Origin of the sequence: Rhodoferax potami (assembly GCF_032193805.1) — a bacterium.
GTDB lineage: Bacteria > Pseudomonadota > Gammaproteobacteria > Burkholderiales > Burkholderiaceae_C > Allorhodoferax > Allorhodoferax potami_A.
The window spans coordinates 859,472-872,042 of sequence record NZ_JAVBIK010000001.1 but is presented as its reverse complement, the minus strand read 5'-3'; the positions used below and the strand labels follow the sequence as shown (position 1 = coordinate 872,042).

10 protein-coding genes are annotated in these 12,571 nt (G+C 60.8%); 5 read left to right on the top strand and 5 right to left on the bottom strand.

The window, feature by feature from the left end:
* Positions 1-72: 72 nt before the first annotated feature.
* On the top strand, positions 73-453 hold the full coding sequence (locus RAE19_RS04155; protein WP_313873729.1) for a hypothetical protein: 381 nt from the start codon (positions 73-75) through the stop codon (positions 451-453).
* Here the strand turns inward: RAE19_RS04155 and RAE19_RS04150 are convergent.
* Both RAE19_RS04150 and RAE19_RS04145 read right to left on the bottom strand, forming a co-directional pair.
* Positions 450-1,079 (bottom strand): nucleoside-diphosphate sugar epimerase, encoded by a 630-nt coding sequence (locus tag RAE19_RS04150; RefSeq protein ID WP_313876176.1) that lies wholly within the window; start codon positions 1,077-1,079, stop codon positions 450-452. The two genes, RAE19_RS04155 and RAE19_RS04150, sit on opposite strands and share 4 nt — an antisense overlap.
* Positions 1,042-2,820, bottom strand: a complete 1,779-nt coding sequence (locus tag RAE19_RS04145) for a DEAD/DEAH box helicase (protein ID WP_313873728.1) — start codon at positions 2,818-2,820, stop codon at positions 1,042-1,044. Before RAE19_RS04145 ends, RAE19_RS04150 begins: the two co-directional genes overlap by 38 nt.
* A 289-nt stretch (positions 2,821-3,109) precedes the next feature.
* Between RAE19_RS04145 and RAE19_RS04140 the strand changes: the two genes are divergently transcribed.
* Genes RAE19_RS04140 through RAE19_RS04130 form a run of 3 tightly spaced genes read left to right on the top strand, consistent with a single transcriptional unit; the run spans position 3,110 to position 9,486 of the window.
* Positions 3,110-5,344, top strand: a complete 2,235-nt coding sequence (locus tag RAE19_RS04140; protein WP_313873727.1) for a DUF1631 family protein — start codon at positions 3,110-3,112, stop codon at positions 5,342-5,344.
* 58 nt (positions 5,345-5,402) lie between these two features.
* Positions 5,403-7,064, top strand: a complete 1,662-nt coding sequence (gene ettA / locus RAE19_RS04135; protein WP_296510993.1) for an energy-dependent translational throttle protein EttA — start codon at positions 5,403-5,405, stop codon at positions 7,062-7,064.
* Between the two features lie 34 nt (positions 7,065-7,098).
* Entirely contained in the window at positions 7,099-9,486 is a 2,388-nt protein-coding gene (locus tag RAE19_RS04130) for a DUF1631 family protein (RefSeq protein WP_313873726.1), read from the top strand.
* Here RAE19_RS04130 and RAE19_RS04125 read toward each other — a convergent pair.
* Positions 9,476-10,813 (bottom strand): TAXI family TRAP transporter solute-binding subunit, encoded by a 1,338-nt coding sequence (locus RAE19_RS04125; protein WP_313873725.1) that lies wholly within the window; start codon positions 10,811-10,813, stop codon positions 9,476-9,478. The two genes, RAE19_RS04130 and RAE19_RS04125, sit on opposite strands and share 11 nt — an antisense overlap.
* 5 nt (positions 10,814-10,818) lie before the next feature.
* Positions 10,819-11,337 (bottom strand): flavin reductase family protein, encoded by a 519-nt coding sequence (locus RAE19_RS04120; RefSeq protein ID WP_313873724.1) that lies wholly within the window; start codon positions 11,335-11,337, stop codon positions 10,819-10,821.
* Positions 11,338-11,422: 85 nt separating this feature from the next.
* On the opposite strand from RAE19_RS04120, the gene RAE19_RS04115 reads away from it, so the two are divergent.
* Entirely contained in the window at positions 11,423-12,262 is an 840-nt protein-coding gene (locus RAE19_RS04115; RefSeq protein ID WP_313873723.1) for a M14 family murein peptide amidase A, read from the top strand.
* Positions 12,263-12,271: 9 nt separating this feature from the next.
* On the opposite strand, the gene RAE19_RS04110 is transcribed toward RAE19_RS04115, so the two are convergent.
* Positions 12,272-12,571, bottom strand: a complete 300-nt coding sequence (locus RAE19_RS04110; RefSeq protein ID WP_313873722.1) for a hypothetical protein — start codon at positions 12,569-12,571, stop codon at positions 12,272-12,274.

The window sequence follows — 12,571 nt, the reverse complement described above, 5'->3', positions numbered from 1 at the left end:
GCAAATTGTGCACGAGGGCCATTGCCCTGTCTGTGCTTGGTGAATAATCCCGCCAACTTTCAAAGGCCCGCCATGAGCACATTCACCCAAGTCATTCTCTATACCGACACCGATGGTTTCGCGAAATTCCGTGAAGAGGCCATTCCTCTGGACGGCGGCACACCGCAGTCCATGCTCTCGGAGGTGTTTGCGTCGGGTGGCTACCAGTTGCGCACCAGCCCGGTGGGCTTTCGCAGCCAGTTCCATTGCTCGGGGCACACGCAGTGGTGCTTTATTCTGCAAGGGCAGATGGAGATCGGGGTGCACGGCAGCTCACGCGTATTCGGGCCCGGCCAGCACTTTTACTCGGCAGATTTGCTGCCCGAAGGTGCCACGTTTGATCCGGCCATCCATGGCCACTGGAGCCGCCAGGTGGGTGACCAGCCCTTGGTCACCCTGTTTGTCCGAGGCTAAACCGCGTTAGCGCGCGCCGTTGCGCCTTGCAATGCACCCGACAAGATGCGCTGCACACCCGGCTTGCCCGCTTTGACAGCTTGAATCAAGCCAGCGGCCACGTCCTCAGCTTGCACGGGCAGGTAATTCGCAGGAATGATTGGCTTGAGCAGTTTGCTGACCATCAGGCCGATGCGCTCGCCGGGGCGTTCGGGTTGGTTCAGTGGGCCGCGGTCACCCACCAAGAGGGAAGGGCGAACGATGCTGACGCTGGCATAGCCCAGCTGGGTAATCGCATCTTCCACTTCGCCTTTGACGCGGTTGTAGAACACGCCGGATTTGGCATCTGCGCCCATGGCGCTGGCTACTCCTAATTTCGTAGCGCCCCGTGCACGTCCCGCCTGGGCTACAGCCAAAACGGCGTCATAGTCCACTGCGCGGAACGCGGCCTGGCTGCCGGCCACCTTGATGGTGGTGCCCAGACAAATAAAAACATCGTCGATCTGCGGCAGCTCAGGGAGCGCCGCAAAGTCGACGATGTGTTGGGTCAGCTTAGGGTGGGTCAAGGGCAGCGTGCGCCGCCCCAGACTGTGTACCGCGCTGGTGTGTTTATCGGCTAGAAGAGCCGCCAGGACCGCGCGGCCCACGAGGCCCGTTGCCCCCGCGACCACCGCCACCCGGGCGTCCACCGCCGCCGAAGCCGCCTCCGCCACCACCACCGTATCCGCCGCCATTTCCACCTCCATTGCGACCACCGCCGCCAAAGCCACCGCCACCACCGCGGCGGGCGCCACGGCCAGCCATCATATCGACGCTGGTGCGCATGGGGTCAGGTTGGGCCGTAGAAGGGCGCGGTGCGCGACCTTCGTGGGTGAAGCCTGCGGGCGGCTGGAACTCGGCGCTGCCGCCATCACGACGCGGGCCGCGGTTTTGCGCGGGGCGTGGCCCCTGTGCGCGTGGTTGCTGGAAGTCGCCACCACGATCGGGGCTACGGCCGCCGCCGCCATTGCTGCCACCGTTACCGCGTGGGGCTTGTCCACCACGGCCGCCGCCATTGCCACCGGCGCCTGGGCCGCTGGCTGCACGACCGCCGCCTTGTGCGGCTTTGTTGTCACGCACGCGTTGCAACATTTCGGTGCGGGCGGCCTTGGCGGCTGCCTGCATGACGTCACGGCTTGGGGGCTTGCCTGCGCCGCCCCAGATGGTCTGGCGACCCATGGCAATCGGCTCGCCCTTCTCGCCGGGCTCGGGGCCGAAGCCTTCGATGACCTTCACTTCAATTTTTTGTTTGGTGAAGCGCTCGATGTCCTGCATGAAGCCTTCTTCGTCCAAGCACACCAGGTTTACCGCGGCGCCATCGGCACCTGCGCGGCCCGTGCGGCCGATGCGGTGCACATAGTCTTCGCTCACGTTCGGGATTTCGTAGTTCACCACGTGCGGCAGGTCGTCGATGTCGATACCGCGGGCGGCAATGTCGGTGGCTACCAAGGCGCGAACATCGCCGCTCTTGAAGCCGGACAGGGCTTGCGTGCGGGCTGCCTGGCTCTTGTTGCCGTGCAGCGCCATGGCCGTGATGCCGTTCTTTTCCAGAAACTCGGCCACGTTGTTGGCACCGAACTTGGTGCGGGTGAACACCAGCACCTGGCTCCAGTTTTGCTCGTTGATGATGTGGGCGAGCAGGGCCTTTTTCTTGCCGCGGCCCACGGGGTGGATCACCTGGGTGATGCGCTGCACCGTGGTGTTGCGCGGTGTGACCTGCACGCTTTGTGGGTTCTTGAGCAGGCCGTTGGCCAGCTCGCGGATTTCGTCGCTGAAGGTCGCAGAGAACAGCAGGCTTTGCTTTTCTTTGGGCACCAGTGCCAGCACTTTTTTCACGTCATGGATGAAGCCCATGTCCAACATGCGGTCGGCTTCGTCCAGCACCAGCATTTGCACCTGGCCCAGGTCCAACATGCCTTGTTGGGCCAGGTCCAGCAGACGGCCGGGGGTGGCCACCAGAATGTCCACGCCTTTTTTGACCTTGGAGATTTGCGGGTTCATGCCCACGCCGCCGAACACGACGGTGGAGCTGAGTTGCAGGTATTTGCCGTACTGGCGAACGGACTCTTCCACCTGGGCGGCGAGTTCGCGGGTGGGAGTCAGCACCAGGGCGCGGATGCCGGTGCCACCGAATTTGTTCTCCGCGCTGCGGCTCATCGAGAGGCGGTGCAGCAGGGGCAGGGTGAAGGCAGCGGTCTTGCCGGTACCGGTCTGGGCGCCGCCCAGCAGGTCGTGGCCTTCGAGCACCAGGGGAATAGCCTGTGCCTGAATGGCGGTGGGCGTTTCGTAACCTTGCTCGCGCACGGCCTTCACGATGGCAGGTGCCAGCTTCAATTCTTCAAAGTTCATTGGATAGATGCGTCCGTCCGGGACGCTTGGGAATCAGCCGTTCTGCGGACACTCGGTGCGCAGTCAGTCAAAGGCAGATGGATTCAAAAGTGGGATGCCCTGTCACGTAGCGATCCCCAGCAAGTTGCTGATATTGCAGGCAACTGAATAGCTGCAATGGCCCGTATTGTCGCACGGCTTGGCCTGGTGTCGGTTTGTCGACACGGAATCAGGCGTACGGTGTTGGCGCGGGTAACAATCTGTCAATACACTGGCGAAGCCCATTCGCGGCGTTGAGAATACGGTCACCATGAAGAAATACTTGTTGCGGCGCCTGGGAGTTGCCCACGAAATCGGCAACACCAAGCCCACGCTGTCTGCTTGTATCGATGCAGTGCTGGAGCAGTGCGACCCGCTGTTGGATGATGTGCTCGAAGGCCTGAAGTCCATGCTCAAAGTGGGCGGGGGCAAAACCCTGCATGCCAAGCTGCATCCCGTCCGGCAGGTCACCGTTGAGCGACTGTTGGCCCGTTCTGCGGAGTTGAAAGCGGTGTTTCGTGTGGAGTTGCGCAGCGCGGTGTACGGGGGCGGCTCTTTCCGCAAGCCCAGCATCAGCCCTGTGCGATTTGACGATTTCCAGTTTCTGGAAGAAGAGCAGATCGATGCCAACATTGAGTTGGCCGTCAATGAGCAGGAAGTCACCCGGTCTGTGGAGGCGGTTCTGCCGAATCTGAACGCCTTTATCAGCAATTTGATGGGCTGGTCCAGCGTGCAGGCCCATTTGAATCCGCTCAAACCGGAAGCTTTTGCCCACGCCTTGCGCGAGGCGTTTGTCCAAGTGGTGCCCGAGGATGAGGCGCGCTTGTCGGTGATGGCGCCTGCCGCTGGTTTGTTGGGTAGCGCGCTGGACCAGATGTACCGCGAGTTGATCGAGTGGCTGAAATCTCAGGGCGTAGAACCGGTGCCGATGTATGGCCCCACGACACATCCTTTCGGCCTGACTTCCAGCGCCCCGGCGTCCTCCGTGTCACGCAGCTTGCTCACGCTGGATAAATTGCGTCGTTTGCTCTCTGGTGAGCTCGATCCGCGGCCTGCAGCTGCAGGAAATGCAGATTTCACCCACACCGTGCCCGCGTCTTTCTTGGCCCTAGAGGATATGAAGCTGGTCGAGCCGATGCTCAAGCGCCTCTCTGAGCGCGCAGTCGTGGCCGATGCGGGCGCCGGGCAGCCACGGTCTCGCGCCAGGGCGTCAGCGCGGGAGGCGCTGCAAGGCAAGGCTTTGGGCGAGGAGTTGGGTCAGGAAGTCGTGCGCCTGATGCTGGAAAATTTGATGCAAGACCGCCGCCTGTTACCCGGTGTGCGGCAATTGGTGCTGAGTATGGAGCCTCTGCTGCAGCGGATGTCTCAGCAAGACTCCCGCTTTTTTGCAGACCGCAAGCACCCTGCGCGTGTTTTTCTGGACCGCATGACGCACCGGAGTCTGGCGTTTCAGAGCGAAGAGGCCTCGGGCTACGCGCGTTTCCGGCAAAACATGGAAAACGCTATCTCCGCGCTTTTGGGGAGCGAGGGAAGTGCCGCCACTTTTGAGCGAGTGTTGCAAAAGTTGGACGAAGCGTGGGGGCAGGAAGACCATCTGCACAAGCAGGCTGCCGCCGAGGCTGCCCGTGGCCTCATGCACGTGGAGCAGCGGAACATGCTGGCCCAGCGCCTGGCCCAGGAGTTTGTGCAGCGCATGACCTTTAAAAATGCACCGGACATCGTGGTGGCATTTTTGCGGGGGCCGTGGGCGCAGGTGGTGGCCGAGTACCAGTTGCGGAGCGCCGGTGGTTCGGACGATGCAGAAGGCTATCTCGCACTGGTGGATGACCTGATTTGGAGTGTGCAGCCCCGCCTGGTGCGTAAAAACAGGGCGCGTCTGGTCGAATTGGTGCCGCTGATGCTGGTGAAAATCCGGCAAGGGCTGGCTTTGGTGGATCACCCCGAAGACCGGATCCCGCCGTTTTTTGATGCCCTGATCGATATCCATGAGCAGGCCTTTGACAACGCCAAATATGTGTCCCACCGGGATGCACAGAGCGCAACACCTGCCGGAGGCCCACAGGCTATTACCGGGCCAGAGACACTTGAAGACGATCCCTGGCTCGCCGAGATGGAGGCTGAGGACTCCGGCTTTTTCAACGGCCAGCAGGTGTCCCGCAAGGGCAATGCAGAGCCCTCCGAAGTCGCAGACCAAGCGCTGCACGATGCTTGGAGTGCAGAGAGCCTGCGCACCGGGTCTTGGGTCGATATGGCCCTGGGTAGCGAATGGGTGCGCGCCCAGCTCTCGTGGGCGAGCCCGCACCGGACCCTGTTCATGTTTTTGTCGGCTAGCGGCATGACGCATTCCATGTCGCGCAGCACCATGGACCGCTTGCGGGGGCTGGGCTTGATCCGGCTGGTGTCTGATGGCCATGTCATGGACAACGCCCTCGATGCCGTGGCCCGCGAGGCCCTGCGAAACGATGTAAAAAACGCGTTTGAAACCCCATCAGACCGCAACCCTTGATCGCTTGGTTGCCGCGCAGTCGATAATATGGCTTTACCGCTGAATAACCAGAATCGCAATGGCCCAATACGTTTTCTCTATGAACCGCGTCGGCAAGATCGTGCCCCCCAAGCGGCACATTCTTAAAGACATCTCCCTTTCCTTCTTCCCCGGTGCCAAGATCGGTGTCTTGGGTACCAACGGTTCCGGCAAATCCACCCTGCTTAAGATCATGGCCGGTGTGGACAAGGAAATTGAGGGCGAAGCCATTCCTATGGCCGGCCTGAACATCGGTTACCTGCCCCAGGAACCCCAACTCGACCCGACCCACACCGTGCGTGAAGCCGTGGAAAGCGGTATGGGCAAAGTGTTCACTGCCAAGGCCCGCTTGGAAGAGGTGTACACCGCCTACGGCGCTGAAGACGCCGACTTTGACGCACTGGCTGCTGAGCAGGCTGAACTGGAAGCCATCATCGCCACCGCCGGCACGGATTCCGAGCACCAGCTCGAAATTGCCGCTGACGCCCTGCGCCTGCCCCCATGGGATGCCAACATCGGCGTGCTGTCCGGCGGTGAGAAGCGCCGCGTGGCCTTGTGCCGTTTGCTGCTCTCCAAGCCCGACATGCTGCTGCTCGATGAGCCGACCAACCACTTGGACGCTGAATCAGTGGATTGGCTGGAGCAATTCCTGCAGCGCTACTCCGGCACCGTGGTAGCTATCACCCACGATCGCTACTTCCTGGATAACGCTGCTGAGTGGATTCTGGAACTGGACCGCGGCTCCGGTATTCCGTACAAGGGCAACTACTCTGACTGGCTGACCCAGAAGGGCGCCCGTTTGGAAGCCGAACAAAAGGGCGAAGAAGCCCGTGCCAAGGCCTTGAAGAAGGAATTGGAATGGTCCCGCCAGAACCCCAAGGCCCGCCAAGCCAAGAGCAAGGCCCGTCTGGCCCGCTTTGAAGAATTGAGCGACTTCGAATACCAGAAGCGTAACGAAACCAACGAAATCTTTATCCCGGTGGCAGACCGTTTGGGTAGCCAGGTGATCGAATTCAAGGGCGTGAGCAAGTCCTTTGGCGACCGCGTGTTGATCGACAACCTGAGTTTCAACATCCCTGCCGGCGCGATTGTCGGCATCATCGGCCCGAATGGTGCCGGTAAATCGACCTTGTTCAAGCTGATCGCCGGTCGCGAGAAGCCGGATTCGGGTGAAGTCGTCATTGGGTCCACCGTCAAGATGGCGTTTGTGGACCAGCACCGCGATGCGCTGTCGGATGAAAAAACCGTTTGGGAAGACGTGTCCGGTGGACTCGACATCCTGAACGTGGGCAAGTTCCAAATGGCCAGCCGCGCCTATTGCGGTCGCTTCAACTTCAACGGTGGCGACCAGCAGAAGAAGGTGGGCATGTTGTCCGGTGGTGAGCGGGGTCGTTTGCACTTGGCAAAGACACTGATCGCAGGCGGCAACGTGTTGATGCTGGATGAGCCGTCCAACGACTTGGATGTGGAAACCTTGCGTGCCCTAGAAGATGCGCTGCTCGAATTCGCCGGCACCATGCTGGTGATTTCCCACGATCGCTGGTTCCTCGATCGTATTGCCACCCACATCCTGGCTGCCGAAGGCGACAGCCAGTGGACCTTCTTTGACGGCAACTACCAAGAGTACGAAGCCGATAAGAAGAAGCGTCTGGGCGAAGAGGGTGCCAAGCCCAAGCGCGTGCGCTACAAGGCTTTGAAGTAAGCCTCTTTGGTACTGAGAGAGTCCACGCTGCTGCATGCAAAATCGACACTCGCCCCCGCCGCCCTTGTTCCAAGCGACCGTCAAGGAAGCCGCGGCGGCCGGTCCTGCTCTGATGGCCAAACTGGTCGCTGCACTGCGCCGCGACTTGCATTTGCGCGAAGGCGCAGCGCGTGACTTCAGGGAGCGGGAAGTTCACGCGGATTCCTTGCGGCAGCTGTTTGCTCATGAGGCTATTCTGGAAAAGGGCTTCGAAGCAGCATTGATGGAGCAGTTCACCAAGCCGGTGGATACGCCTCGCACGTCGATGCCCAGCATCGCTGATGTGCAGTTTGATCAACTGGAGCTGATGGACGAGCTTCAGGTGCAAGAGAGCGTCAATATGGCGCGGGCGCAGCAAATGGTCATGCTGGCTGCGGAGGCAAGCCTGTCTGAACTCAATGCCTTGATGTGTGCAGCTTTGGGCTTGCCTACGGTTCGCCCGGAGCGCAACCCCTTGCGCCCGGAGGCCTATATCCAAGCATTGCGCAATACCGTGGAGCGCACCCCCGCTCCTTCCTCGATGCGCTTGGACTGGCTCACCGTGATGGGAACTGCTTTAGGCAGTGAGCTTCAAGTGTTGTACCGTGATCTCGTGGTCCGGTTACGCGCGCAAGGTGTGGTGGCCGCAAGTTATGCGGTCTCGCAAAGTGCCACGCCCGGCGTGGGGGCCGCTGGCTTTAAACGCGCTGAAGGCGCTGGCTCCGCGCTGATGGAGACCACCCGCTATGGCGCACCGGGCAGTGCGGAGCGGGAGGCCTTGATAGCCCGAGAGTTGAGCCGCCCTAAGCCTGTCGTTGATCCTGGTTTGCTCACCCTGGACAGGCTGCGCCTGCTGCTGGCGGGTGAACTGGATTCTGCAGGCACGACGCACAGAGTCGCTGCATTTGCAAAACAGTTCGAGCGAGACTTTGAATCGCCGCAGGCGGGGTATCGGGCACACGAAGCTGAGCCTACCGACTTTGCGGCGACCGTTCCTGCGGCCTTTGAGGCCCTGGCCGAAATGCGGCAAGTCGATCGTGTGGTCCAGCGGCTCGAGCAGCGCCGCAGTGCCACGCCCGAAATTCGCGCGGGGGTGGACGGCGATGTGCGTGAAAAAATCCGTCGCACGGCCAATGGGGTTGCGCAGGCTTTGAGTTTGGAAGTGGTGAGCCTGATGGTGGACAACATAGCGCGCGATCCGCGTTTGTTGGAACCAGTGCAGGGCTTGGTGCGCGGGCTGGAGCCCGCTCTGATGCGTTTGGCTTTGGCCGATCCGCGCTTTTTTACCGATAAAGGGCACGCTGCCAGGATGCTGGTCCAAGAGTTGACGCATCGCAGCTTGGCGTTCGCGAAGGTCGGGAGTCCCGGCTTTTTGGCGTATCTGGACGAAGCGCGGGAGGCCATCGCTCCCTTGATGGACGAGCACGCGGGCCCGGAAAGTTTTGAGCGTGTTCTGAGTCATTTGCAGTCACTCTGGGACGACGAGGCTTCCAAGCAAGCCGCCTTGAGGGCTCAGGCTGTCAGGGCCTTGGAGAAGGCCGAGCAGCGCAACTTGCTGGCTGAAAAGATTGCCCGGGAAATCGACGGGCACCGGGATGCCAACAAAGTACCCGAAGTAGTCTTGCATTTTTTGTGCGGCCCGTGGGCGCAAGTGGTTGCGCAAGCGCGACTCGCAGGCGGCAGTCGCTCTGCGGCGGCAGACCGGTACCAAGCACTGATCGCGGCGCTGTTGTGGAGCACCCATCCGGATCTGGCGCCCAAGAATATTCCCAAACTCACCAAGCTGGTTCCGCTCTTGCTGGGAACCTTGCGTGACGGGCTGGAGACCATCCAATACCCCGCCACCAAGGTGGGTGCATTTTTTGAAGCACTGATGGGCTTGCACCAAGCGGCCTTCCGGGCAGTTCACCGGGATCCCTGGACCCGCTCCAAGGAGGCGCCCGAGACACCCGCGCGCGCTGTCGCTTTGGCAGTGCCTCATCGCCCGGTGGAAGATGGCGACCCTTGGGTTGCACCTTCCGAAGCCAGCGAGTCGAATCTGCTGGAGCTCGACGACGCGCCCTCTGCCAGCAGCACTGCACCAGAGTCATCGACGTCCACGGCGCAGGAAGCGGAAGTGCCCGTCGCGGGCAGCGGCGCAGGCAGTTTGCCACTCGGCTCTTGGGTGGAGCTGCAGTCCAATGACGATTGGGTCCGCACGCAGCTCACCTGGGCGAGTCCGCATGGAACCCTGTTTTTGTTCACGAGCGCATCAGGCTCTACACAGTCCATGACCCGCCGCACGCATGACAAGTTGGTGGCCGCCGGTCAATTGCGGGTGATATCGGCGCAGACCGTGCTGGATGCTGCGCTGGACGCGGTGGCCCAGCAGGCCATGAAAAACAGCGTGATTGCTAAGCTGTAGTTAAGCGCTGTCTCACGAGGCCGATGTTGTTGCGTAGTGCATAGAGTTCATCCGCGTAGGACAGGGGCAGAATGACTTTTTCCACCTTGGCTTCAATCGCGTTCAGCTCTTCCAACAATTTTTCTTTGTCTTCGGGGTGTGCTTCGAGTCGGCTTTCAATATCCCGGAGTTCGCCATACCAACGGAAAACGCGAGACCGCACGCGGTAGGCGTACAGCGGAGGCGCTATTTTTCCCAACGGGAGCAGCACGGCAATGATGATGCCCAGTGCCAGCCACATGCGCTCTACAAGATTGGCCAAGGTAAACGGGATGTAGCGCTGCAGGCTGGGGATGCCATTTTTCAAAGTGCGCTCGGCTTCGGGTGCCAACGGAAACTCGCTGTTGGATGCGTTGGGAAACTCTCGGGTGCGTTGGAACCAGCCGGATTGCCCGTGGGTCTGTACCGTTGCCTGAGACAACAATTGACGCAAGCCCGGGTGCAGGCTCTCACGCACCAGCATGCTGGTGGTCGTGGCAATCAGGTGTACATCTTGCGCTGGAATGTTGCGCGCCAGATCGACCACGCCGCGCGGCAGTGTGACCGGGGTGATAAACGGCAGGCGGCGTGCATAGGCCTCGTTCTGAGGAAAATCCATGAGCCGGATACCGGGTGTTTGCAGCAGCATTTGCACCATAGGGGCCTGCGGGGCCGAGGCGAACACCACCGCATCCAGCTTGCCTTGCAACATCTGCACCGTGGCGGGCGTTTGCTCCAGGTGCGAAATTTTGATTTTCTTGGGGTCCATGCGGTGCATGTCCAGCAGCGTGTCCATCAACGGCGGGACGCCGCTACCGGCGGTTCCCGCGTTGATTCGCAAGGTACTCAACTGGTTCAAGGACTGCAGCCGGCCCGTTTCTGAGATGTCTGCCGCAGATTGAGCGCGATAGAACAGCCAGACCGGTTCCACAAACAAGTTGCCTAGCGTGAGGAGTTCTTCCGTGTCGTCATCGGTCGGCGCCGTTGCAGACCCCCCCTGCACAAAACCGGCATCCGCCTCGCCGGCCTGCAGTCGGCGCAAGTTGTCAGCGGAACCCTCTGTGGGCACCAGTCGGACCGTGATTCCGTGCTGGCGCAGCAGCTTTGCGTACTGATCGCCCATTTCGGCGTAAGCGCTTTGCTCCGGGCCCGTCAACAGGGTCAGCTGTTTGGGTGGCATCGGATTCAGCCACCAATAGGCAAGCCAGATCAGGCCCGCACCCGCGAACAGCAAGGGGCTGGCCGACGTGAATAAATCCCAGAATCCAAGGAGTGCTGCTTTGACCGGCCGGGGCAGGTGGAGTGACATGCGATTCAGAGCGGGTGCTCGGTGTAGAACTTCCCGCCATGGTAGAGAAGGGGGGCTGCACCTGCGCGGTGGCTACAGCGCTCCACTTCGCCCACAAAAATCACATGGTCGCCTTCCTCGTACTGGCTGCGGTTGAAGCACTCAAAGTGCGCCACCGCACCGGCCAGGAGTGGTGCGCCGTGGGCGCCACGGCTGAAGTTGACGCCTGCATAGCGGTCGATGTCTTTGCTGGCGAACTGCATGGCCAAAGCCTGCTGGTCAGCAGCCAGGATGTTGATCGCGTAGTGTGCGCCGCGGCTGAATGCTTCCATGGATCCGGCCTTTTGGGCCAGGCTCCAGAGTACCAGCGGAGGCGCGAGCGATACCGAGTTGAAAGAGTTGGCGGTTAGGCCCACCAGGGTGCCATCGTGGGCTTGGGCCGTAACCACGGTCACACCGGTGGCAAACATCCCCAAGGCTTGCCGGAATTCTTGGCTGGAAAAATCAGGGGGGATAGCAGATCGTGCTCGAGCAGGGGGCGTCATCTCTGGAATTTAACGCGCTTTCACCGCATTGCCATAACGGCCCACCCAAAACCATGGGCGACGGGCGACCTTTACAATTCCCGATATGCACAAGGAAATCATTGCCAGTTTTGTTTTTGCTATTTTTTCTGTAGCAGCTCATGCAGATATCAAGAGGGCTTGCGGCGACTATTCTTCAAAAATACCCAGCGTGAGCCCCGCCATGTGCGAAGCGGCTTCGCTGCAGGATTTGAAGGCCCGCTCTAATAAAGGGCGCGTCATTTGGGGCCGCGATGTGACGGCGGTGGACGCTAATTTCCGTGTGCTGGTGGTGGGGGGTATTCACGGGGATGAAATGTCGTCCGTGTCGCTGGTCTACCACTGGTTAGGGCTGGCACAGACCCCTCCATCCGACACTGCGCTGAATATCCACTGGCGCTTCATCCCAAGTCTCAACCCCGATGGCTTGTTTGCCAAACCGGCTCGGCGCACCAATGCGGATGGCGTGGACCTCAATCGCAACTTCCCCACGCCTAACTGGGCTCGGGACGCTAAAGTGTATTGGGAGCAACGCACCAAGCGCGACCCGCGTCGCTGGCCGGGTGACAAACCGGCGTCTGAGCCGGAATCCCGGTTTTTGCTGGAGCAAATGGGCAGCTTCAAGCCTAACTTGATCGTGAGCGTGCATGCACCGTATGGGGTGCTGGACTTTGACGGCCCCTCGGTGCCGCCCAGCAAGCTCGGGCGCCTTTACCTGGATCAGGTGGGTATCTTTCCGGGGTCGCTAGGGAACTATGCCGGCGTCCACCAGCGGATTCCGGTGGTCACGATTGAGCTGCCCAGCGCGAGCCGCTTGCCCCAAGATGCAGAAGTGCGCCAGATGTGGATGGATTTACTGCGTTGGACCCACGACCGCTTGGCCCCCGTTGCGGCTGCCAAGCAATAGGCTGGGCCTCTAGCTTTGAGTGAGGCGCTGGGTCGCTTTGTCGATCCAGAGCTGAAGGCTGTCAATCAAGTCACGTTGACTGAATGAGCAGCTCTCTTCGCTGAACAGGGCGCTAGACTCCAGGCGATCCATCAGCTGGTGCAGTACGACGGTGAACTTTTCAGGCAACGCGGTCAGCAATACTGTCTGGCCGCGCGCCATCTCTGACAAGGCGTGCGCCGCCAACCCCCCTGACTGAAACTGCTTCAAGCCTGATTGAAAGGCTTGAAGCTGTTCTTCGGCAATGTGGAGGTCAGCAGAGGTTGGCAT

Excerpts from the sequence above, each read along its gene's own strand:
- RAE19_RS04155 (WP_313873729.1), top strand. The coding sequence starts at position 73 with ATGAGCACATTCACCCAAGTCATTCTCTATACCGACACCGATGGTTTC.
- RAE19_RS04145 (WP_313873728.1), bottom strand. The coding sequence starts at position 2,820 with ATGAACTTTGAAGAATTGAAGCTGGCACCTGCCATCGTGAAGGCCGTG.
- RAE19_RS04140 (WP_313873727.1), top strand. The coding sequence starts at position 3,110 with ATGAAGAAATACTTGTTGCGGCGCCTGGGAGTTGCCCACGAAATCGGC.
- ettA (WP_296510993.1), top strand. The coding sequence starts at position 5,403 with ATGGCCCAATACGTTTTCTCTATGAACCGCGTCGGCAAGATCGTGCCC.
- RAE19_RS04130 (WP_313873726.1), top strand. The coding sequence starts at position 7,099 with ATGCAAAATCGACACTCGCCCCCGCCGCCCTTGTTCCAAGCGACCGTC.
- RAE19_RS04125 (WP_313873725.1), bottom strand. The coding sequence starts at position 10,813 with ATGTCACTCCACCTGCCCCGGCCGGTCAAAGCAGCACTCCTTGGATTC.
- RAE19_RS04120 (WP_313873724.1), bottom strand. The coding sequence starts at position 11,337 with ATGACGCCCCCTGCTCGAGCACGATCTGCTATCCCCCCTGATTTTTCC.
- RAE19_RS04115 (WP_313873723.1), top strand. The coding sequence starts at position 11,423 with ATGCACAAGGAAATCATTGCCAGTTTTGTTTTTGCTATTTTTTCTGTA.
- RAE19_RS04110 (WP_313873722.1), bottom strand. The coding sequence starts at position 12,571 with ATGCCAACCTCTGCTGACCTCCACATTGCCGAAGAACAGCTTCAAGCC.